16 protein-coding genes and 1 riboswitch are annotated in these 21679 nt (G+C 73.7%); of the genes, 4 read left to right on the top strand and 12 right to left on the bottom strand.

Going from position 1 to position 21679, the window contains the following annotated elements:
- Positions 1-2 precede the first annotated feature (2 nt).
- From cobJ to cobM, 3 genes are read right to left on the bottom strand one after another with little or no spacing between them, the layout of a single operon-like run.
- Entirely contained in the window at positions 3-1703 is a 1701-nt protein-coding gene (cobJ, locus tag ABZ910_RS02915) for a precorrin-3B C(17)-methyltransferase (protein ID WP_361358204.1), read from the bottom strand.
- Positions 1700-2932, bottom strand: a complete 1233-nt coding sequence (gene cbiE, locus ABZ910_RS02910) for a precorrin-6y C5,15-methyltransferase (decarboxylating) subunit CbiE (protein ID WP_361358202.1) — start codon at positions 2930-2932, stop codon at positions 1700-1702. Before cbiE ends, cobJ begins: the two co-directional genes overlap by 4 nt.
- Positions 2929-3747: a precorrin-4 C(11)-methyltransferase gene (cobM, locus tag ABZ910_RS02905; protein WP_361358199.1), complete on the bottom strand. Its 819-nt coding sequence runs from the start codon at positions 3745-3747 to the stop codon at positions 2929-2931. Before cobM ends, cbiE begins: the two co-directional genes overlap by 4 nt.
- Positions 3748-3874: 127 nt before the next feature.
- On the opposite strand from cobM, the gene ABZ910_RS02900 reads away from it, so the two are divergent.
- Positions 3875-4642: a ZIP family metal transporter gene (locus tag ABZ910_RS02900; RefSeq protein ID WP_361358196.1), complete on the top strand. Its 768-nt coding sequence runs from the start codon at positions 3875-3877 to the stop codon at positions 4640-4642.
- Between the two features lie 14 nt (positions 4643-4656).
- Here the strand turns inward: ABZ910_RS02900 and cobI are convergent, their stop codons facing one another.
- The 9 genes from cobI to ABZ910_RS02855 form a co-directional block, all read right to left on the bottom strand.
- Positions 4657-5406 carry a precorrin-2 C(20)-methyltransferase gene (gene cobI, locus ABZ910_RS02895; protein WP_361358193.1) on the bottom strand — a complete coding sequence of 250 codons (750 nt, stop codon included), beginning with the start codon at positions 5404-5406 and terminating at the stop codon, positions 4657-4659.
- A complete protein-coding gene (locus ABZ910_RS02890) occupies positions 5403-6869 on the bottom strand; it encodes a cobyrinate a,c-diamide synthase (RefSeq protein ID WP_361358191.1) in 1467 nt (488 codons plus the stop codon). The genes cobI and ABZ910_RS02890 overlap by 4 nt, the downstream gene beginning before the upstream one ends.
- Positions 6869-7468 (bottom strand): cob(I)yrinic acid a,c-diamide adenosyltransferase, encoded by a 600-nt coding sequence (gene cobO, locus ABZ910_RS02885; RefSeq protein ID WP_361358188.1) that lies wholly within the window; start codon positions 7466-7468, stop codon positions 6869-6871. The genes ABZ910_RS02890 and cobO overlap by 1 nt, the downstream gene beginning before the upstream one ends.
- Complete coding sequence (locus tag ABZ910_RS02880; protein WP_361358186.1) at positions 7468-9474, bottom strand: putative cobaltochelatase; 2007 nt, start codon at positions 9472-9474, stop codon at positions 7468-7470. The genes cobO and ABZ910_RS02880 overlap by 1 nt, the downstream gene beginning before the upstream one ends.
- Positions 9471-13139 carry a cobaltochelatase subunit CobN gene (gene cobN, locus ABZ910_RS02875; protein WP_361358184.1) on the bottom strand — a complete coding sequence of 1223 codons (3669 nt, stop codon included), beginning with the start codon at positions 13137-13139 and terminating at the stop codon, positions 9471-9473. Before cobN ends, ABZ910_RS02880 begins: the two co-directional genes overlap by 4 nt.
- Positions 13136-14644: a cobyric acid synthase gene (locus ABZ910_RS02870; RefSeq protein WP_361358181.1), complete on the bottom strand. Its 1509-nt coding sequence runs from the start codon at positions 14642-14644 to the stop codon at positions 13136-13138. Before ABZ910_RS02870 ends, cobN begins: the two co-directional genes overlap by 4 nt.
- Positions 14641-15600 carry a cobalamin biosynthesis protein gene (locus tag ABZ910_RS02865; RefSeq protein WP_361358178.1) on the bottom strand — a complete coding sequence of 320 codons (960 nt, stop codon included), beginning with the start codon at positions 15598-15600 and terminating at the stop codon, positions 14641-14643. The genes ABZ910_RS02870 and ABZ910_RS02865 overlap by 4 nt, the downstream gene beginning before the upstream one ends.
- Positions 15601-15697: 97 nt before the next feature.
- Positions 15698-15840: riboswitch (cobalamin riboswitch) on the bottom strand.
- 149 nt (positions 15841-15989) lie between these two features.
- A complete protein-coding gene (locus tag ABZ910_RS02860; RefSeq protein WP_361358175.1) occupies positions 15990-16217 on the bottom strand; it encodes a hypothetical protein in 228 nt (75 codons plus the stop codon).
- Positions 16218-16251: 34 nt separating this feature from the next.
- Positions 16252-17556, bottom strand: a complete 1305-nt coding sequence (locus tag ABZ910_RS02855) for an inorganic phosphate transporter (protein WP_361358172.1) — start codon at positions 17554-17556, stop codon at positions 16252-16254.
- Positions 17557-17869: 313 nt separating this feature from the next.
- Here ABZ910_RS02855 and ABZ910_RS02850 point away from each other — a divergent pair, with 313 nt between their 5' ends.
- The 3 genes from ABZ910_RS02850 (at position 17870) to ABZ910_RS02840 (ending at position 21640) form a co-directional block, all read left to right on the top strand.
- Positions 17870-18619 carry a class II aldolase/adducin family protein gene (locus ABZ910_RS02850; RefSeq protein ID WP_361358169.1) on the top strand — a complete coding sequence of 250 codons (750 nt, stop codon included), beginning with the start codon at positions 17870-17872 and terminating at the stop codon, positions 18617-18619.
- 70 nt (positions 18620-18689) lie between these two features.
- The gene (locus tag ABZ910_RS02845) at positions 18690-19817 is read left to right on the top strand and encodes an alpha/beta fold hydrolase (RefSeq protein ID WP_361358166.1); all 1128 of its coding nucleotides are present in this window, start codon (positions 18690-18692) and stop codon (positions 19815-19817) included.
- A 383-nt stretch (positions 19818-20200) separates the two neighbouring features.
- Positions 20201-21640: a hypothetical protein gene (locus ABZ910_RS02840; protein ID WP_361358163.1), complete on the top strand. Its 1440-nt coding sequence runs from the start codon at positions 20201-20203 to the stop codon at positions 21638-21640.
- Positions 21641-21679 lie beyond the last annotated feature (39 nt).

Genomic DNA, 21679 nt, shown 5'->3' with positions numbered 1-21679 from the left:
GGTCACTTCGGCTCCTCCTGCCAGCGGTAGCCGCGCGGCGTGACCATCCGCCCCGCGATCGTGCGGGTCGCCGTGTTGCCCACGGTCACGACCGTCATCATGTCGACCGTCGCCGGGTCCAGCGCGGTCAAGGTCGTCAGCCGGCTGGACTCGTCCGGCCGCGAGGCGTTGCGTACGACACCGACGGGCGTCGTCGGCGCGCGGTGCTCGGCGAGGACGGCGAGGGCCTTCGGCAACTGCCAGTCGCGGCCCCGCGAACGGGGGTTGTAGAAGGTGACCACGAGGTCCGCCTCGGCCGCCGCCCGTACCCGCCGCTCGATGACCTCCCACGGCGTGTGCAGGTCGGAGAGGCTGATCGACACATGGTCGTGCCCGAGCGGCGCACCCAGGATCGCCCCGGCGGCCAGCGCCGCCGTCACGCCGGGCACGCCGACCACGTCGATGTCGTCGGACGCCTCGGCGAGCGCGGGGGAGGCCATGGCGTACACGCCCGCGTCCCCGCTGCCGATCAGCGCGACCGCGTGCCCCTCGCGGGCCTCGGCGACCGCCGTCCGCGCCCGCTCCTCCTCGGCGCCGAGCCCGGACTCCAGGACCCGGGTGCCGGGCCGCAGCAGATCGCGGATCTGATCGACGTACTGGTCGAGCCCGACGAGCACGGAAGCGCGGCGCAGCTCCGCCTCGCCGCGCGGGGTGAGCAGATCGCGGGCGCCGGGACCGAGCCCGACCACCGCGAGCCGTCCGCGCCCCGGCCGCCGTACGACGGCACAGGTGGCCCTCGCGGGCTGCCCGTCCGCACGCACCGACTTCCGCTTGGGGACGAGGAGTTCGCCCCCGCGGACCAGGGCGGCGGCCTCCGCGACCGACGGGGTGCCGACGGCGGCCAGCGGCGCGTCGGAGGGGTTGGGCACCCCTACCGCCGCCAACTCCTCGGCGGAGTACGTCACCAGGGGCACGGCGAGGCGTGCGGCGGCCTCGACGATGCCCGGTTCGGCCGACTTGGCGTCCACCGTGGCCAGTTCGGCGAGCGACGCCACCGACAGACCGGCGTCCCGCAGCGCGGCCTCCACCAGCCCGAGCACCTCCTCGACGGGCGCCCCCTTGGAGGCGCCGACGCCGACGACGAGGGACGGCGGCCGCAGCAGCACCTCGCGCTCACCGGCCTCGACCACGCGGTCGGTCAGCCGGATGGTGTACGACCCCTGCGGAGCCGCGTTCGCCACGGGCAACGGCGGCAGCGGCCAGGGCAACTCGGCGTCCAGGGCGACGGGTTCGCCGTCGAGCAGCGCCCGCGAGACGCTCGCGACGGCGCCCTCGAGGGGGAACCCGAGCGTGTCCAGGCCGGGCAGCCCGACGCTGTCGGTCGCGGTCGTCACCACCGGCTCCGCGCCCAGCAACCCGCCCACCTCATGAGCCAGTTCGTTGGCGCCGCCGCCGTGGCCGCCCACCAGGGACACGGCGAACCGCCCGCCCTCGTCGACGCACACCACGCCCGGATCGCGGGTCTTGTCGCCGAGCAGCGGGGCCAGCAGCCGTACCACGGCCCCCGTGGCCAGGAAGCACACCAGCTGCTCGCACTCCGCGAACGCGGCCCGGACGGCGTCCCCGACCGGTCCGCCGTACACCCGCGTGCGCTCCGGCCAGGCCGCCGCCAGCCGGTCCCGCGCCGCCGCCCCCGCCGCGGTGGTGGATATCAGGCCGATCACTGTGCAACTCCTTCGGTACGGGCTCGGGGCCTCTCGCCCCACAGCAGGAAGACGGGATTGGTCGCCGCGAGCCGGGTCACGTCGCCCGGCAGCGGCGCCAGCCGCGACGACTGGAGCAGCACCCCGTCGCAGGAGAACCCGGCGCCGGTGAGCGCCTCGCGCGCCGCCGGCACCCGGTCCAGGGCGGCCACGGCGACCACCACAGTCCGCCGGGCGCGCCGTGCGCACGCCGTGACGACGGCGGGCAGTTCGGCCCCTCCGCCGCCCACGAACACCGCGTCGGGATCGTCCAGGCCGGACAGCGCCGCCGGCGCCGCCCCGTGCACCACGCGCACATCGACGCCGTGCGCCTCGGCGTTGGCGCGGATGCGCCCGACCCCGTCGGGGGTCTTCTCGACGGCGACGACGGCGGCGCCGAGCCGCGCGCACTCGACCGCCACCGACCCGGAGCCCGCCCCGACGTCCCAGACCAGGTCGCCCGGCCCGGGCCCGAGCCGGGCCAGTGCCAGCGCCCGCACCTCGAACTTGGTGATCATCGAGTCCCGGTGCGCGAACTCGCCCTCCTCCAGGGCCCAGCGAGCGGGCCGCTCGGGCACCCCGGCGACCGTCCGCACGGCGCCCACCGCCCGGGCCTCGTCCAGGCACAGCACCACGCTCACCGCCGTACCCCAGTCCCGGGCCGCGGCCTCGGCGGGCGTCACCCGCTCCACGCGCTCGTGCTCCGGATCGCCGAGCGCGCTCGCCACCACGAGGACCCGCCCGCCGTCGAGCGCGGCACCCAGCTCGGCCGGCCCCGCACCGGGCCCGGTCAAGACGGCGACCTTGGGATGCGCCCGGCAGACGTTGACGGCCGTGCGCAGGTCACGCCCGTGTGCGCTCACCACGACCGCGTCGTCCCAGGGCAGCCCGAGCCGCGCGAACGCCGTGGCGACCGACGACACACCCGGCCGCACGTCGAGACGCCCCGCCCCGAACCGCTCGGCCAGCGCCCGCACGATCCCGAAGAACCCGGGATCCCCGGAGGCCAGCACGACGACCGGCCGCTCCTTCTCGACGTACTCCGCGATGGTGTCGAGCGCGGGCGCCAGTGGGCCGAGTACCACGTGCTCCGCGGACTCCGGGAGCCGCGTGGCCGTCAGGTGCCGTCGGCCGCCGACGACCAGTTCGGCCGCCGCGAGGACATCCTCGGGGACCGGCGCCCCCGTGCCCGTACCGACGACCGTGATCACGTGCTCGCCCCCCGCTCGCGCAGGGCCCTGCGGGCCGCCGGGTCGGCCTTGCGGAAGCCGTGGAAGTGGCCCGGGTGGTAGAGGTGCGAGCGCGTACCGCGGGAATCCAGCGCCGGGCCGACCAGGAAGAGCGTGTGCTTCCAGAGCTTGTGCTCCTTGACCGTCTCCTCCAGCGTGCCGATCGTGCACGTCACGATCAGCTCCTCCGGCCAGGTCGCCTGGTACGCGACGACGACCGGCGTGGTCGTCGGGTAACCGCCCTCCAGCAGCTCCCGGACCAGCTGGCCGCTGCGGGCCGCGGACAGGAAGACCGCCATGGTGGTGCCGTGCCGGGCGAACTCGCGCACCTCCTCGCCGGGCGGCATCGGCGTCTTGCCGCCGCCGAGCCGGGTGAGGACGACGGACTGCGCCACCTCGGGGATGGTCAGCTCGCGCCGGGCGAGCGCGGCGACGGCCGAGAAGGAGGAGACGCCGGGCACGACCTCCGTCGCGATGCCGAGCTCGGCGCACCGGTCGAGCTGCTCCTGCGTGCCGCCCCACAGCGCCGGGTCGCCGGAGTGGATACGGGCGACGCGCAGCCCCGCCGCGCGGGCCCGCTCGTACACGGCGACGACGTCCTCCAGCGACATCGTCGCCGAGTCCAGGATCTCAGCGTCCTCGCGCGCGTGATCGAGGACCTCCGCCTGGACCAGGCTCGCCGCCCAGATCACCACGTCCGCCTCGGCGATGGCGCGCGCGGCACGGAACGTCAGCAGGTCGGCGGCGCCGGGGCCGGCACCGACGAAGGTCACCTTGCCGGTGGGGGCATCGGCCATGGGAAAGGTCCTCTCGTACGAAAACTCATGAAAAATCGCGGGGAGTACGGGCGAAGCACGGGCCGGCGCGTGGTCCGGGACGCGGCCTGAGGTGCGCGACCGGGGTCCGATCGGATAGCAAGGGCCCATGGCGGTCCTCATTGCGCTCGGCGCGTTCCTGATGACGTTGGCCGGCGGCTGGACGGCACAGCATGTGACCGACCGCCGCCACCTGGTCCTGGGCCTGGCCGGCGGGCTGATGCTCGGGGTGGTCGGCCTGGACCTGCTCCCGGAGGCGCTCAGAACGGCGGGCAAGGAGGTGTTCGGCGTACCGGCGGCCCTGCTGCTGTTCGTGGCCGGCTTCCTCATGGCCCATCTGGTGGAACGCCTGCTGGCCACCCGGCAGGCCGCCCACGGCGCCGAGGAACACGTCGACGCGTGCACGCACGGCGCCGACGACCACCGTCACCGGACACCTGAGGTGGGTCTCGTGGCGGCGGCCGCGATGGTCGGCCACAGCGCCATGGACGGCGTGGCGATCGGTGCGGCCGCCCAGGTGGGCGGCGGCATGGTCGCCTCGGTCGCGCTCGCCGTGATCGCGCACGACTTCGCGGACGGATTCAACACGTTCACCATCACGAGCCTGTACGGCAACGCGCGCCGCAAAGCCATCGCGATGCTCGTCGCCGACGCCTGCGCACCGGTCGTGGGCGCCGCCTCGACCGTCTTCGTCACCATCCCGGAGCCCCTGCTCGGCGGCTACCTCGGCCTCTTCGGCGGCGCGCTCCTCTACCTCGCCGCGGCCGAGATCCTCCCCGAGGCCCACCACCAGCACCCCGCCCGCTCGACCCTGCTGTGCACGGTGGCCGGGGCGGCGTTCATCTGGCTCGTGGTGGGCGTCGCCGGCTCCGGCTGACGCGGCCGAAGGACTCACAGCTTGCCGCCCCGCCCGCCCTCGCGCCGCGCGGGCGCGATGAGCGTGGACAGGTACGGCAACGCGGCCCCGTCCAGCTCGGCGGCCGGCCGGATGGACTCCTCCGCCAGCCCGAGCGCCGACCCCCACACCGCGTCCTCGATGCGCCCGCTCTCCCGCAGCGCCTCGGCGACCTCGCCCGCCTGCCGCCCGAACTTGTACGCGACGACCGTCCCCGGCCCCCCGAGCGCGTCCTTCAGCACGGTGGCCCCCGCGGTCACCGGCACGAGCGTGAGCGGCTCGGTCCCCTCCGTCAGCACCGCCCCGGAGCGCGCCGCGAGGTCCTGCATGGCGGTGATACCCGGCACCGTCTCCACTACGACGCCCGGCACCAGGGCGGCGATCGTCTGCGCGAGATACGTGAAGGTGGAGTACACGTTCGGATCGCCGATGGTCGCGAAGGCGACGCGGCCGTGCTCACGCAACAGCCCGGCGACCCGCTCACCGGCCGCGTCCCAGGCGGCCTCCCGCCGCGCCCGGTCGGACCGCTCGTTGAGCGCGAACACCACCCGGACGACCTTGTCCCCGGGCACGTAGTGCAGCACGGTCGCCTCGGCACGCCCCGGCTCCCCGCCGTCCGTCCCGTCCGCCCCGGCCATCACCGGTACGACGACGACATCGGCGCCGCGCAGGGCGTTGACCCCCTTGACGGTCACCAGCTCGGGGTCGCCCGGCCCCACCCCGACTCCGATCAGCCTGCTGCTCATGACGTACGGCACCTCTCCACGAACCGATGGGCCACACCGGGCTCGGACGCCCAGTGCGTGTGCAGGTAACTCGCGTGCACGCCCTGCTGCACGAAACCTTCGACGCGCGGCCGCCCCGGCCCGCGCACGCCCCAGGCGGGCGCCGCCCCCGAGCCCGGCTCGACGACCGTCCGGTGGAACTCGTGCCCCCGCATCCGCGTCCCGGCGACCGCGAGCACGCTGTCCCCGACGGCGACCGCGTCCCGGTATCCCAGGGTGAGCCGGTCCGTCATCCGTGCGCCCGCGTCCAGCACCCCGCACATGGGGAGCCCGTCCAGCTCCCGGCACAGATAGAGCAGCCCGGCACACTCGGCGGCGACAGGAGCACCCGACTCCGCGAGCACCGCGACGGCCTTGCGCAGCGACTCGTTGGCGGACAGCTCGGCGGCATACACCTCGGGGAAGCCGCCGCCGATGACCAACCCCGCCGTGTCCGCGGGCAGTTCCTCGTCCCGCAGCGGGTCGAGGACGACGACCTCGGCACCGGCGGCGGTGAGCAACTCGGCGTGCTCGGCGTAGGAGAAGGTGAAGGCGGGACCGCCGGCGACGGCGACCGTCACCTTCGAGCCCGATCCGGCTGAATTCAGCCCGTCCGGCGTTTGAGGACGAGGCCGTTCAGGCCGAAGGCGGGGGTCTGGGGGCGCAGCCCCCAGGGACGGGACGGGTAGGGTCGGCGGGGGCGAAACCACCATGGCCTCGGCCGCATCCCAAGCCGCACCTGGCACTGCTCCCGCACTCCGCGCCAGCGCGACCAACGCCTCCAGATCGCACCCCTCGAAGACCTGCGAGGCCATAGCCGCTACCGCCTCCGTCGCGGCAGCACGTCGCTCGGCGACCGGCACCAGCCCCAGATGCCGGGACGGCGTGTCCACCTGCGGAGCCCGCCGCAGCACCCCCAGCACCGGCACCCCGGCCGAGTCCAGCGCCTCCCGCAGAAGCTCCTCGTGCCGGTCCGACGCGACCTTGTTCAGGATCACGCCCCCGACCCGCACCTCCGGATCCCAGGACGCGAACCCGTGCACCAGCGCGGCCACCGACCGCGACTGCGACGACGCGTCGACCACGAGCACCACCGGCGCCCGCAGCAGCTTCGCCACGTGTGCCGTGGAGGCCAACTCCCCTTCACCCGCGGCCCCGTCGTACAGCCCCATCACCCCCTCGACGACGGCGATGTCGCACCCGCGCGCACCGTGCGCGAACAGCGGAGCGATCAACTCGGACCCGCACAGGTACGCGTCGAGGTTGCGTCCCACGCGCCCCGTGGCCAGCGCGTGGTACCCGGGGTCGATGTAGTCCGGCCCGACCTTGTGCGGGGACACGGCGAGCCCCCGCGCGGCGAGCGCGGCCATCAGTCCCGTGGCGACGGTGGTCTTGCCGCTGCCGGAGGACGGCGCGGCGATGACCAGCCGAGGCACCGACGCCATCACCACTCGATGCCCTTCTGACCCTTCTGCCCCACGTCCATGGGGTGCTTGACCTTGGACATGTCGGTCACGAGGTCCGCGAAGTCCACCAGCTTCTCCGGCGCGTTCCGCCCGGTGATCACGACATGCTGGGTACCGGGCCGGCTTCGCAGCACGTCGACCACCTCGTCGGTGTCGACCCACCCCCAGTGCATCGGGTAAGCGAACTCGTCCAGCACGTACAGCCCGTACGTCTCCGCCGCCAGGTCCCGCTTGACCTGCTCCCAGCCCTCCCGCGCCTTCTCCTCGTTGTCCATCTGGGCGTCCCGCTGCACCCAGGACCAGCCCTCGCCCATCTTGTGCCAGTCGACCGTGCCACCCTCGCCCGAGTCGCCGAGCACCCGCAGCGCCCGCTCCTCGCCGACCTTCCACTTCGCCGACTTGACGAACTGGAACACCCCGATGGGCCACCCCTGGTTCCAGCCGCGCAGCGCCAGCCCGAAGGCGGCCGTGGACTTGCCCTTGCCGACGCCCGTGTGCACGACGACCAGCGGACGGTTGCGCCGCTGGCGGGTCGTCAGCCCGTCGTCCGGTACGACACTCGGCTGTCCCTTCGGCATTACGCCGCCCTCCTGTTGCCCTGAACTTCCCTGACCAGCCCGGCGATCGAGTCCGCCCGCAGCTCGTCCAACGTCACCGCCGCAGCGCCCAGCTCCTTTGCGAGCCGCCCGGCCAGCCCCAGCCGCACCGGCCCCGACTCGCAGTCCACGACCACGGAGGCGACACTCTCGGCCGCGAACAGCCGCGCCGCCCGCCCGGCCAGCGCGACCGGCTCCGGCCCGCCGGTGGCCCGCCCGTCGGTCACCACCACGACCAGCGGCCGCCGCGCCGGATCCCGAAGCCGCTCCACCCGCAGCACCTCGTGCGCCTTGAGCAGCCCGGCGGCCAGCGGCGTACGCCCACCCGTGGGCAGCGACTCCAGCCGGACCGCGGCCGCGTCCACGGACGAGGTGGGCGGCAGCGCGACCTCGGCGGACGAGCCCCGGAAGGTCACCAGCCCCACCTTGTCCCGCCGTTGATAGGCGTCGAGCAGCAGCGACAGCACGGCGCCCTTCACGGCACTCATCCGCTGCCGCGCCGCCATCGAGCCGGAGGCGTCGACGACGAAAAGGACGAGGTTGCCCTCACGCCCCTCACGGGTCGCCTGCCGCAGATCGTCCCGGCGGACGACCAGCCCAGGACCGGACCGGCCCCGCGCCCGCTGATGCGGCGCGGCCGCCTGCACGGTCGCCGCCAAATGCAGCTTGGTCAGGGCGCCTTGGGGGCGGCGTGCCCCCGTCGTCCGCCCGTGCTCGGTCCGCGCCCGCGAACGTCGCCCGGCCGCGCCCTCGCCGATCCCGGGCACGCTCAGCACCTTGGTACGGAAGGGCTCGGCGGCCCCCACCGGCGACCGCTCACCCGAACCGGCACCGGCGGTCTGCGGCTCCCCGCCCTCACCGGCCTCGGGCTGCGCGCCGGAGTCACCGCCCTGCGGCCCCTCGTCGGGCGACGGCTGCCCACCGCCTCCGCCGGGGCCGTCCGGATCGGGGTCCGGGTCGGGGTCCGGATCGTCGTCCCCGGAGAAGGCCTCCAGGGTCTCGTCGAGCTTGTCCTCGTCAAGTCCCGGAGCGTCGAAGGGGTTACGACGCCTGCGGTGCGGCAGCGCGAGCAAGGCGGCCTGCCGTACGTCCTCGGCGAGCACGTCGGTGCGCCCGGCCCAGGCGGCCAGCGCGGTGGCGGTGCGCGCCATCACGATGTCGGCACGCATGCCGTCGACCTCGAAGGCCGCACACGTCGCCGCGATCTGCCGGAGCGCCCCGTCACCGAGCCGCACCTTCGGCAGCAACTCTCGTGCCGCCACGATCCGTTGCCGGACGGCGGCCTCCTCGTCGGCCCAGCGCGCGGCGAAGTCGGCGGGATCGTCGTCGTACGCCAGCCGCCGCCGTACGACCTCCACACGCTGATCGGGCTCGCGCGAGGCCGCGACCTCCACGGTCAGCCCGAACCGGTCGAGCAACTGCGGCCGCAGTTCGCCCTCCTCGGGATTCATGGTCCCGACGAGCAGGAAGCGCGCCGCATGCCGTACGGAGACACCCTCGCGCTCGACGTACGAGGCGCCCATGGCGGCGGCGTCCAGCAGCAGGTCGACCAGGTGGTCGTGGAGGAGGTTGACCTCGTCGACGTACAGGATCCCGCGGTGCGCGTCGGCCAACAGGCCCGGCTCGAACGCCTTCACGCCCTCGGCGAGCGCCCGCTCGATGTCGAGGGCGCCGACCAGCCGGTCCTCGGAGGCGCCGACCGGCAGTTCGACCATGCGCGCCTGCCGGGGCCGGGACGCCCCCGACGCGTGCGGGCCGTCCGGGCAGTCGGGGTCGGGGGAGCTGGGGTCGCAGGAGAAACGGCACCCGGAGACCACGTCGACCTCCGGTAGCAGCGCCGAAAGGGCGCGTACGGCCGTGGACTTGGCGGTACCTTTCTCGCCGCGCACGAGGACGCCGCCGACCGCCGGAGAGACCGCGTTCAGCAGCAGTGCGAGCCGCAGGTCGTCCTGGCCGACGACGGCCGTGAACGGAAACGGGGTGGTCACTTCTCGTCGCCCTCCAAGTCGCCTTCCAGCTCCAGGTAGGTGGCCCGCAGCCGCTCCAGCGTGTCCGCGTCCGGCTCGGCCCACAGCCCCCGGTCGGCCGCCTCCAGCAGCCGCTCCGTGATGCCCCGCAGGGCCCAGGGGTTGGACTTCGTCATGAAGTCCCGGTTCTCGGCGTCGAAGACGTACTCGGCCGACAACTTCTCGTACATCCAGTCGTCCACGACCCCGGCCGTGGCGTCGTACCCGAACAGGTAGTCAACGGTCGCCGCCATCTCGAAGGCGCCCTTGTAGCCGTGCCTTCTCATCGCGCTCATCCAGCGCGGGTTGACCACACGGGCGCGGAAGACCCTGTGCGTCTCCTCGCCGAGCGTCCGCGTCTTCACCTGGTCCGGTACGGCGGAGTCGCCGACGTACGCCTCGGGGCTCGCGCCCGTCAGATGGCGCACCATCGCCACCATGCCGCCGTGGTACTGGAAGTAGTCGTCCGCGTCGACGAGATCGTGCTCCCTCGTATCGACGTTCTTCGCCGCCACCGCGATCCGCCGGAACGCCGTCTCCATGTCCCCGCGCGCCGCCCGCCCGTCGAGCCCGCGCCCGTAGGCGTAGCCGCCCCAGACGGCATACACCTCGGCCAAGTCGGCGTCGCTGCGCCAGTTGCGGGCATCGATCAGGGGCAGCAGGCCCGCGCCGTACGCGCCGGGCTTGGAGCCGAAGACGCGGGCCGTGGCGCGCCGCCGGTCGCCGTGCTCGGCGGTGTCCTCGTCCACGTGCGCGCGGACGTAGTTGGACTCGGCCGGCTCGTCCAGCTCGGCCACCGCCCGGACCGCGTCGTCGATCATGCCGACCACGTGGGGGAACGCGTCCCGGAAGAAGCCGGAGATGCGGACCGTGACGTCGATGCGCGGGCGGCCCAGCTCCTCCAGGGGGATCACCTCGAAGCCGGTCACCCGGCGCGAGGCGTCGTCCCACACCGGGCGGCAGCCCAGCAGCGCGAGGATCTCGGCGATGTCGTCGCCCTGGGTGCGCATCGCGGACGTGCCCCACACCGTCAGGCCGACGGACTTCGGGTACGCGCCCGTGTCGGCCAGGTACCGCTGCACGAGCGAGTCGGCGAGCGACTGGCCGACCTCCCAACTCAGCCGGGAGGGAATGGCCTTGGGGTCGACGGAGTAGAAGTTGCGGCCGGTCGGCAGGACGTTGACGAGACCGCGCGTCGGTGAGCCCGACGGGCCGGCCGGGACGTAACCGCCGTCCAGCGCCCGCAGGATGTGACCGATCTCGTCCGTGGTCCGCGCCAGCCGGGGCACGACCTCCTCGCACGCGAACTCCAACACCGTGACGGCGTCAGGAAGTTCGGTGTCCACCGCCTCACGGACGAGAGCCGGGGCCGCCGTGACGTCCCAGTCCCGGGACTCCATCCCCTCCGCGAGCCTCCGGCACAGTTGCTCCAGCAGGTCGATCGCGTCGGCGCCCGTCCGCGCCGGACCCTCCACCAGGTCCGTCAGCTCCGCCGGCACCTTCACCGGCGCGCCCGGCTCGGCCAGCAACTCCTTCTCCACCAGGCCGAAATGAGCGGCCAGCGAAGTCCGCAGGCCCGGCAGCGCGTTCGCCTGGCCGCCCCACACCTGGGAGGCGCGCAGTACGGCGAGGACGAGGTTCACGCGTGGCTCGCCCACCGGTCCGCCGCCCAGGATGTGCAGCCCGTCGCGGATCTGCACGTCCTTGATCTCGCACAGATAGCCGTCGATGTGCATGACGAACTCGTCGAACTCGTCGTCCTCCGGCTGCTCGTCCACGTGCAGGTCGTGGTGCAGCTCGGCGGCCTTGACCAGCGTCCAGATCTGGGCGCGCACGGCCGGTGCCTTCGTCGGGTCGAGGTCGCTCACCAGCGCGTACTCGTCCAGCAGTTGCTCCAGCTTCGCCAGATCCCCGTACGTGTCCGCCCGCGCCATCGGCGGCACCAGGTGGTCGACCACGGTGGCGTGCCCGCGCCGCTTGGCCTGGGTGCCCTCGCCGGGGTCGTTGACGATGAACGGATAGATCAGCGGCAGCTCGCCGAGCACCGCGTCCGGGGCGCACTCGCGCGACAGTCCGAGCCCCTTGCCCGGCAGCCACTCCATCGTGCCGTGCTTGCCCATGTGGACGATCGCGTCCGCGCCGAAGCCCCCCTCCGATGCTGCGGCTTCCAGCCACCGGTAGGCGGCCATGTAGTGGTGCGATGGCGGCATGTCGGGGTCGTGGTAGATCGCGATCGGGTTCTCGCCGAAGCCGCGCGGCGGCTGGATCATGACCACGACGTTCCCGAACCGGAGCGACGCCAGCACGATGTCGTCGCCGTCCACGTACAGGCTGCCCGGCGGTTCACCCCACGCCTCCAGCATGGCGTCCCGGAGTTCAGGGTCGAGCTTGTCGAACCAGGCCCGGTAGTCGGCCAGCGGCACGCGCGCCGGCGCGGCGGCGAGCTGCTCCTCGGTGAGCCATTCGACGTCGTGTCCGCCGGCCTCGATGAGCCGGTGGATCAACTCGTCGCCGTTGTCCGGGTATTCGGTGACGCCGTAGCCGGCCTCCTTGAGCGCGTCCAGGATGCGGACCGCCGACGCGGGCGTGTCCAGGCCGACCGCGTTGCCGACGCGGGAGTGCTTGGTCGGGTACGCGGTGAAGACGAGCGCGAGCTTCTTGGCGGCGTTCGCCTTGTGCCCCAGCCGGGCGTGCCGTACGGCGATTCCGGCGACGCGTCCGGCCCGCTCGGGGTCGGCGACGTACACCGGCACGTCGTCCGGGCCCTGCTCCTTGAAGGAGAACGGCACCGTGATCAGACGCCCGTCGAACTCCGGGATCGCGACCTGCATCGCCGCGTCCATGGGGGAGAGGGCCGCGTCGGACGCGTCCCAGGCGGCACGCGAGGACGTGAGGCACAGCCCTTGCAGAACAGGGACGTCGAGATCCGCCACGGCTCCGATGTCCCAGGCCTCCTCGTCACCGCCCGCCGAGGCCTGCGAGGCATGTGTGCCGCCCGCGGCCAGCACCGTGGCGACCAGGGCGTCGGCCCTCCCCAGCAGCTCGTAGAGCCCGGGATCCGCGCCGCGCAGCGAACCGCAGTACACCGGAAGGGCGTTGGCGCCGTGCGCCTCGATCGCGTCGCACAGGGTGTCGACGAAGGCGGTGTTGCCGCTCATTTCGTGGGCCCGGTAGAAGAGCACGCCGACGGTCGGGCGGCCCGCCACGACGGCACGCTCGCCGTGGACGCCGTACCCGGGCATCTTCCGCGGCTCCTCGAAGCCCTCGCCGGTCAGCAGCACGGTGTCGGAGAGGAACCGGGCCAGCTCGGTGAGGTTCGCCGGTCCGCCCTCGACCAGGTAGCGCAGCGCCTCGGCCACGACACCGGCGGGGACGGACGACTCGGCCATCAACTCGGCGTCGGGCACGGCCTCCCCGCCGAGCAGCACGGTCGGGATGCCGGACGCCTTCAGCGCGGCCAGCCCGTCCTCCCAGGCCCGCTTGCCGCCGAGCAGCCGTACGACGGCGAGGTCCGCGGCCTCGATCAGCCCGGGAAGCTCCTCGGTGACGTCGACCCGGGTCGGGTTGCCGATGAGATAGGAGGCGCCGGAGGCACGGGCCGCCAGCAGATCGGTGTCGGCGGTCGACAACAACAACACTGTGCTCATGCGGGTGCTCCCGGGGGAATGAAAGGCAGTCCTTGCGGCGCGCCCGACTCGATGAGCCGCCACAGCGCGTCCGTGTCCGCGTGCTGTTCGATCAGGTCGCCGAGCCGGTCGAGCTGCTCCTCGCGCAGCGCGGCGAACGAGGTGTCGGGGGCCGGGACGAAGCGGCGGCCCGCGGCGGCCGCCACCTCGCGCAGGAAGGCCCGCCGGAAGCCGTCCGACTCCAGCGAGCCGTGCCAGTGCGTGCCCCAGGTGTGGCCGACCCGGCAGCCGTCCAGGAAGGGCTCACCGGCGCTGACTTGGGCGACGCCGTGGTGGATCTCGTATCCCTCGACGGGTTCGCCGAGGGCCTCGCCGACCGGCCGGGTGAGCGTCTTCTCGCGGGCGAAGCGCACGCGGACGGGCAGCACGCCGAGCCCGTCGACCAGGCCCGCCCGGCTCTCGACCTCGTCCTCGATCTGCTCGCCGAGGATCTGGAAGCCGCCGCAGACGCCGAGGACGGGGCGTCCTTCCGAGGCCCGGCGCACGATCGCGTCCGCCAGCCCGCGCTCGCGCAGCCAGGCGAGCGCCTTGACCGTCCCCCGGGTGCCCGGGATCACGACGAGATCGGCGTCGGCCAGTTCCTCGGGCCGGTCCACGAACCGCACCACGACGCCCGGCTCGGCGGCCAGGGCGTCCACGTCGGTGAAGTTGGACATGAGCGGGATCGCGCAGACGGCGACCCGCAGCACGTCCTCACCGACGGGCGGGGCGACGGTGGACTCGCGGACCGCTCCCCGCAGGGACACGCGCAGTCCGTCCTCCTCGTCGATGCCGAGCCCGTGCTGGAAGGGCAGCACGCCGTACGTCCGCCGGCCGGTGAGCGCGTGCAGCATGTCGAGGCCGGGTTCGAGCAGCGAGACGTCCCCGCGGAACTTGTTGACCAGGAACCCGGCGACCAGTTCCTGGTCCTCGGGCGCGAGCAGGGCGACGGTGCCGAAGAAGGAGGCGAAGACGCCGCCCCGGTCGATGTCGCCGACGACGAGCACGGGCAGCCGGGCGCCGCGCGCGATCCCCATGTTGACGATGTCGGTGCGCCGCAGATTGATCTCGGCGGGGGATCCGGCCCCCTCGCAGATCACCGCGTCGTAGGTGCCGCGCAGTTCGGCGAGGCTGTCCAGCACGGTGCCGAGCAGCTGCTGCTGCCGCCCGCCGTGATAGCCGCGCGCGCTCAGCTCGCCGACCGGCTTGCCGAGCAGCACGACCTGGCTGCTCCGGTCGCCGCCGGGCTTGAGCAGCACGGGGTTCATCAGCGCCGTCGGCTCGACGCGGCAGGCCTGGGCCTGCATGGCCTGCGCCCGGCCGATCTCCGCGCCCTCGCGCGTCACGAACGAGTTGAGGGACATGTTCTGCGCCTTGAACGGCGCGACCTTGACGCCCTGCCGCACCAGCCACCGGCAGATCCCGGCGGTGACGACGCTCTTGCCGGCGTCGGAGGTGGTGCCGGCGACGAGGAGTCCACCGCTCATGAGGCACGCCCCTTCGCTCGTGCCGCGGCGGTGACGGCCGCGCGCACGGCGACGGCGGCGCCGAGCGCGAGCCAGCCCACGCGCCGCGAGAGCCGTACGGCCCGTTCGATGTCCGGGGCGGTGACGGTGCGGCCGGTGCTGTTGAGCACCGGGCGGTGCTCGACGCGGCCCGCGTAGGACAGGGTTCCACCGAGCCGTACCCCCAGGGCGCCCGCGAAGGAGGCCTCGACCGGACCGGCGTTGGGGCTCGGGTGGCGGCGGGCGTCGGTGCGCCAGGCGCGCAGGGCGCCGCGCGGGTCGGGGCCTGCGGCCGCGGCGAGTACGGCGGTGAGCCGCGCCCCCGGCCAGCCGGCGGCGTCGTCGAGCCGCGCCGAGGCCCAGCCGTACCGCAGATAGCGGGGGGACCTGTGCCCGACCATGGCGTCGAGGGTGTTCACGGCGCGGAACCCGAGCAGCCCGGGCACGCCGCCCACGGCCCCCCACACCAGGGCGCCCACGACGGCGTCGGACGTGTTCTCGGCGACGGACTCCACGACGGCCCGGGCGATCCCGTGGGCGTCGAGGGCCTGCGGGTCCCGCCCGCACAGCCGCGGCAGCCGCGCCCGGGCCCCGGTCACGTCGCCGGCCTCCAGGGCGCGCCCGATGCCTCGGGCCTCCCGGGCGAGCGACGTGCTCCCGACGACGGCCCAGGTGGCGGCGCCGGTGAGGGCGAGGGATGCGGCGGGAGACGTACGTACGGCCCGGTCGGCCACGGCACCGAGGGCGACGGCGCCGCCGGCACACACGGCGGTGTGCAGCGCGCCCCATCCCCGGTGATCCCGCCACAGCTTCCGCTCCACGGCCCCGGCGGCCCGCCCGAAGGCGGCGACGGGATGCCCATGGCGCGGATCGCCCAGGAGGAGGTCACCGAGGAGGCCGGCGGCGGCGCCGTACGCGAAGACGCGATCGGCACGCATGCGGTCAGCCGGTCGTGGTGTCAGATGCAGTAGGCCTGGTTCGGAACGATCGGCAGCCGAGCATGGCGGTATGTCCTCACTCAGGGTGTCCACGCCCTGGTTCGACGAGACCGGCGGCGAGAGTTCCTGGCTCCCGGGAGTTGTCTCCCGGTGACAGTGGCGGGACCGCGCCGGATTCGCACCGGCTTCCTCTCCTGCCGCCGTATATGGCTTGGGCAGTCCACCACGCGCTCGGAAGGGCCGTCAACTGCCCGTTGACCTGCGAGGGAGAGTGTGCTGAGCCCCACAGACACGCGTAAGGCCCCTCCCTGATGCATCGGGTGCATCGAGGAGGAGCCTTGCGGACCTCGACGAGGTGGTGGGACGAGGCGGCGCCGGTGACCCTTCGGTCAGGCCTTGGCCATGATCAGGTAGATCCCGTACGCCACCGCGGCCGCGCACGCCGCGAAGCACACGTACGCACCGGTCACCGCCAGGGCAGCGGAGTCGCCCTGCGCGGCCGCCCGCTCGCGCCGGGACAGGCCCGACACGCCGAGCGTGAAGAGGGCCACGAGGCCGACGGTGACCGCGAGGCTGACGCCGAAGACGGAGCCGATGGCTGCCCAGTCGATGTTCATCGTGTTGCTTCCTTAGATACCGGTTGGGCGGGGCTCAGACGGTGGCGGCCGGGGAGGTGGCCGTTTCCTTGGCGGAGGTGGTGGCACTGGCGTGCGCCGGGGCCCGGTCCGAGGTCGAGGCCGTGGGCTGCGACGGGATCGCGGCCGTCCGGTCCTCGGTCGTCCGGTCCTCGGTCGTCGTGCCCGCCGGAGGCGGCGTCACGGCGGCCACGGCCGCGGTCACCACACCGGGCGACTCCTCGGTCTCGTTGACGTTGCTGTGGTCGACCACCTCGCGGCGGGAGACCTTCCAGATCGCGGCGCTGGCGGCGACCAGGAAGACGGCGACGAGCGCGGTGCCCCAGTCGCCCAGGCTCGTCACGCTCTCCGCGAGCGCGCCGACCAGGGCGGCGGCCGGAAGCGTCAGCACCCAGGCGACGACCATGCGGGTCGCAGTCGACCAGCGGACGGTGCCGCCCTTGCGGCCGAGACCCGCACCCATCACCGAGCCGGAGACGACGTGGGTGGTGGAGAGGGAGAAGCCGAGGTGGGAGGAGGCCAGGATGGCCGTGGCCGCGCTGGTCTGGGCGGCGAAGCCCTGCTGCGGCTGGAGCTCGGTCAGGCCCTTGCCCATGGTGCGGATGATGCGCCAGCCGCCGATGTAGGTGCCGAGCGCGATGGCGAGACCCGCGGACAGGATGACCCAGGTGGGAGGGTTCGAGCCCGGGGCGATGGCGCCGCCGGCGATCAGAGCCAGGGTGATGATGCCCATCGTCTTCTGCGCGTCGTTCGTGCCGTGCGCGAGGGACACCAGACCGGCGGAGGCGATCTGGCCGGCGCGGTAACCCTTGCGGGTCGCCTCGCCGTCGGCCTTCTTGCCGATGCCGTAGGAGAACCGGGTGGCGAGCATCGCAGCGAGGCCCGCGACGATCGGGGCCGCCACGGCCGGGAGCAGGACCTTGGTGACGAGCACGTCACCGTGGACGGCGCCGGTGCCCGCGGAGGCGATGGCGGCGCCGATCAGGCCGCCCATGAGGGCGTGCGAGGAGCTGGAGGGGAGGCCGACGAGCCAGGTCAGGAGGTTCCAGAGGATCGCGCCGACCAAGGCGGCGAAGATGACCTCGGGACGGATGCCGGTCTCGTCGACGAGACCTTTGGAGATCGTGTTGGCGACCTCCAAGGAGAGGAAGGCGCCCAGCAGGTTCAGAGCGGCGGACATGGCCACCGCGACCTTGGGCTTGAGCGCACCGGTCGAGATGGTCGTGGCCATCGCATTGGCGGTGTCGTGAAAACCGTTCGTGAAATCGAACGCGAGTGCGGTTACCACCACAATCGCGAGGATCAGCGAGAAGTTTTCCATTTACCCAGGCAATCGTTCGAGGTCATTGGCTGGTTGACCGTAAGGAACCTGAGTGAACGGAAGGTGAACTGAGACAGGCATCGTGGTGTCACAAAGAGAGGGGCCTCGCTCCACTTCGACACGTCGGCCCAGGCATGCCTTGGCCGGCGGCCGCGAGCGAACGTTTTCAGCCACCTCATCGAGCCGTTGAAGAGATTCTGGTCACCCGGACCCGCGGTGCGCGAGCCGTATGCGGTCTTCCGGAGGTGTGGGTTCCGGCCTGAAGTGCGTCGCCGTCACGGCCGGTCGAGGCGCCGGCTGGCAGGATCGCGGCATGACGGAACAGCGGCGGGATCAGCGGGACGAGCGCGACGTGCGGGCTGTCGCGGAGGGTGCGGGCGCTGCGCACGGTGCGCCGGAGACGGGGCGGAGGCACGCGTCCGACGAGGAGGTGCACGCCTGGGAGGCGCTGGTCGCGACGGCACGGCGGACGGTGTCCGACGGGCTGGTCGTCGGCACCTCCGGCAATGTGTCGGTGCGCGTCGGGGACACGGTGCTGGTCACGCCGTCGGGGGTGCCGTACGACCGGCTGGCGCCGGACGACCTCACCGGCGTCGATCTCACCGGCCGCCAGGTCCTCGGCACCCTCGTCCCGACCAGCGAACTGCCCATGCACCTCGCGATCTACCGCAGCACCGACGCCGGTGCGGTCGTCCACACCCACGCCGTGCACGCGACGGCCGTCTCGACGCTCGTCTCCGAGCTGCCGTCGATCCACTACATGACCAGCGCGCTCGGCGGGCCCGTCCGGGTCGCCCCGTATGCGACCTACGGCACCGAGGAGCTGGCCGAGAACATGCTCCGCGCCCTCACCGACCGCTTCGGCTGCCTCCTCCAGAACCACGGCACGATCACCTACGGCGCCGGCCTCGACCAGGCCTACGACCGCACGGCCCAGCTGGAGTGGATGTGCCGGCTGTGGCTGACGGCCTCGTCCATACCGGGCCGGACCCCGAGCCTCCTGTCACCGGAGCAGGTGGCCCAGGCGGGCGAGCGACTGCGGGGGTACGGCCAGCGGGGGTGACGCTCGCTGCCGGTGCGCCGTCGTCCCGCTCCCACTGGCCGGGGCGCCAGAGCGCCGGGACACTGGACGGGTGCGCACTGTCAAAGCGGCGGCTGCCGTCGTCACCGCGGCCCTGGCGGTCGTCGCGGTGGCCGTGGCGGCCGGGCGGAGGGCCAGCAGCGCCGCGCTCAAGGCGTCCCCGGGCCGGCCGCTGGCCACCGAACCCCGGCTCACCGTGCACGGCACGGCCGATGACCGCATCACCCTCACCCGCGATCTGGCCTCCCTGTACCCCGGCGTCTACGGCCTCGCCGGCGACGGCTCGCACGCCGTGGTCGGGGACATCCTGGAGTCCGCCCCGCACACCGCCGACACCGTCGTACGCCGCCTGGAACGCGTCACGCACGGCACCCTCCAGCCCGGCGACAAGGTCTGGCTCACCCCGAACGTGCACATCGGCGACCCGAGCTCCGCCCTCGGCCTCGACCACGCCGACATCGACGTGCCCGGCGAACTCGGCCCGCTGCCGGCCTGGTTCGTCCCCGGCTACCGGGACACCTGGGTGATCATGGTGCACGGCCTGGGCACCACCCGCGAGCTCGCCATGAACGTCATGGAGTTCCTGCACCGCAGGCGCCTGCCGGTGCTCGCCCTCTCCTACCGCGGCGACCTCGGCGCGCCCCGCCCGCCCGACGGGCTGAGCCACCTCGGCGAGACCGAGTGGCGCGACCTGGACGCGGCGATCCGCTACGCCGTCCGCTACGGCGCCCGCCGCGTCGTCCTCCACGGCTGGTCCACCGGCGCCACCATGGCCCTGCGCGCCGCCGCGGACTCGCCGGTGCGCGACCGCGTCGCCGGGCTGATCCTGGACTCGCCGGTGCTCGGCTGGGAGGCCACGCTCCGCGCTCTCGCGGCGGCCCGGCACATGCCGGGAGCCGTGCTGCCCCTCGCGGTGCGGGCCGCGCAGGGCCGCGCCGGCCTGCACGCCGACCAACTGGCCGAGACCGCCGACCCGGCACGGCTTACGGTGCCCACCCTGATCATCCACGGCCCGGACGACACCGTGGCCCCCTGGGAACTCTCCCAGCGCCTCGCCGCAGCCCGTCCCGACCGGGTCGCCCTCCACACCGTGCCGAACGCCCCGCACGGGGCGATGTGGAACGTCGACCCGAAGGAGTACGAGGAGCGGCTGCGCCGCTTCCTGACCCCGCTGATGTGAGCGCTGACGCGAGAGCCGATGTGCGTCCCGGTGTGCGCGCTGACGTGAGCGCCGGACGCGAGCCGTGTGAGGCTCGTCCGCGGCTCGACACCGGTCCAGGGGCCGGGTCCCCGACGACGCTCACGACGTGCGTCCACGCCTCCGCTTCCGTCTCCGTCCCGGACTCGGCCCCGGCCTCCGTCCAAGGCCGAACGAGTGGCCTGAACATGTCTCTCCGGCCGTCCTCGGACCGCGTGCGTTGGCCACCTCTGTAGCCCGCCGTGACATTCCGTTTGGGTTTTCGGACCGTCAACCGGAAGACTGCACCCGTGACGTCCCGTATCCCGCGCGACTCAAGGCTTCGACTCGTCCGACCGCGACCCCTGGCCGCCGCCCCCCGAGCGATGAACCAGCGGCCCGCGCGCCGCCCCGTACCCCGGCCCCCGGAGGGCACACCCGCCCCCGCCGAACTGGCCAGAATGGCGCGCTCCGGCCTGGCCGGCGCCGTCCGTGTCGCCCGCTGGGCCGACGCCGCCCTCGGCCCCGGCCGCGACGGCGCCACGCACGACGGCAAGGCCACCCTCTCCGCCGCGACCGCCGAACAGGCGGCCGGCGACCTGGGCCTGACCGTGGCTCAAGTCCGCGCCGACTGGGACACGGCCCGCCTCGCCGGCCTCGTCGAGGTGCACGGCGACACCGCCCGTCCCGGCTGGCGGCTGCACGCCTGGAACCGCGACGACAGCGCCGTGCTGCGCGGCTGGGTCGCCCTCTTCGACGCCTGGTCGCTCGCCAGCCCGGAACCCGCGGACCACGAGCCGGCCACCGTGTCCGAGGTCGTCTCGGCCATGCCCCAGGTGCTCTCCTTCCTCCAGCTGTCCGCCGGTCCCGTCCCGGTGGAGCAGCTCCTCGACCTGCTCCAGCAGCGGGTCACCGAGCTGCGCACCGCGCGCTGCGAAGTCCCCTACGAGGCCGCGTCCGCGGCTTCGGGGGCCGCCGGACCCGCCGGGGCCGGACCCGTGGCCACTGTGGCCACCATGACCTCCGCGGCGTCCGGTCCGGTGAGACCCGTGGTCGTCGCCGCGCCCGCCGACGCTCACGCGGTGGGACCCGTGGCCGCCGCGGACACCTCGCTCGCTCCCCTCCTCGACTGGTCCCTGCACGCCCTCTCCTCCGTCGGCGCACTCACCTGCGGCACCGGACAGGCCACCCTCACCCCGCTCGGCAGCTGGGCGGTGTGGGTCAAGCTGGAGCAGATCTGCGTGGCCGCGCAGAGCCCCGCCGGGAACATCGAGCAGTCGGCCGAGGACATGCTCCGCGGCTGCGCCCAGCTCCGCCCCAACGCCGCCCGTGCCGAATACCGCGCCTGGCTCGCCGCCCGCCCCGTCGGCAGCGCCGTCACCGAGCTCATCGACGCCGCCCGCGGCGAGGACGCCCTGCTGCGCGGCCTGGCCTTCGAGGCGCTGCGCGTCGTCGGCGCCCCGGCCGAACCCGACGTACACGCCGTCCTGGACGAGCCGACGCTGCGGCCGTACGCCCTGCTGTGGCTCACCGAACACGACGGGGTCGACCCGGAGGACGCCCACGAGGCCCTCACCCGGGAAGAGGCCACGTGGCTGTGGGTGGACACCGCCGCCGCCGTCGCCGACCACGGCGAGGCGCCGATGCTCGTACGGCACCTGGAGTCGGCGGTGCAGCCCACCGTCCCGCAGCTGCTGAACGAGGTGCGCGCGGTCGGGCACCCCCGCACCGTGCAGGTCCTGGTCGCCCTCGCCGCCGCCCACCCCGACCCGGCCCTGGCCAAGGCCGTGCGCCGGGCGGCCTTCCAGGTGCACACCGGGGGATAAGCGGCTCCGGCACGGGAACACCGGTCAGGCTCCTGTTCC

Origin of the sequence: Streptomyces sp. NPDC046805 (assembly GCF_040645355.1) — a bacterium.
Lineage (GTDB): Bacteria > Actinomycetota > Actinomycetes > Streptomycetales > Streptomycetaceae > Streptomyces.
This window is presented reverse-complemented; position numbering and strand designations above follow the sequence as displayed.

What these genes read in the sequence shown, in the direction of transcription:
- cobM (WP_361358199.1), bottom strand. Translation starts at nt 3,747, where the DNA reads ATGGCCGATGCCCCCACCGGCAAGGTGACCTTCGTCGGTGCCGGCCCC.
- ABZ910_RS02900 (WP_361358196.1), top strand. Translation starts at nt 3,875, where the DNA reads ATGGCGGTCCTCATTGCGCTCGGCGCGTTCCTGATGACGTTGGCCGGC.
- cobI (WP_361358193.1), bottom strand. Translation starts at nt 5,406, where the DNA reads ATGAGCAGCAGGCTGATCGGAGTCGGGGTGGGGCCGGGCGACCCCGAG.
- ABZ910_RS02890 (WP_361358191.1), bottom strand. Translation starts at nt 6,869, where the DNA reads ATGGCGTCGGTGCCTCGGCTGGTCATCGCCGCGCCGTCCTCCGGCAGC.
- cobO (WP_361358188.1), bottom strand. Translation starts at nt 7,468, where the DNA reads ATGCCGAAGGGACAGCCGAGTGTCGTACCGGACGACGGGCTGACGACC.
- cobN (WP_361358184.1), bottom strand. Translation starts at nt 13,139, where the DNA reads ATGAGCACAGTGTTGTTGTTGTCGACCGCCGACACCGATCTGCTGGCG.
- ABZ910_RS02870 (WP_361358181.1), bottom strand. Translation starts at nt 14,644, where the DNA reads ATGAGCGGTGGACTCCTCGTCGCCGGCACCACCTCCGACGCCGGCAAG.
- ABZ910_RS02865 (WP_361358178.1), bottom strand. Translation starts at nt 15,600, where the DNA reads ATGCGTGCCGATCGCGTCTTCGCGTACGGCGCCGCCGCCGGCCTCCTC.
- ABZ910_RS02860 (WP_361358175.1), bottom strand. Translation starts at nt 16,217, where the DNA reads ATGAACATCGACTGGGCAGCCATCGGCTCCGTCTTCGGCGTCAGCCTC.
- ABZ910_RS02855 (WP_361358172.1), bottom strand. Translation starts at nt 17,556, where the DNA reads ATGGAAAACTTCTCGCTGATCCTCGCGATTGTGGTGGTAACCGCACTC.
- ABZ910_RS02850 (WP_361358169.1), top strand. Translation starts at nt 17,870, where the DNA reads ATGACGGAACAGCGGCGGGATCAGCGGGACGAGCGCGACGTGCGGGCT.
- ABZ910_RS02840 (WP_361358163.1), top strand. Translation starts at nt 20,201, where the DNA reads ATGAACCAGCGGCCCGCGCGCCGCCCCGTACCCCGGCCCCCGGAGGGC.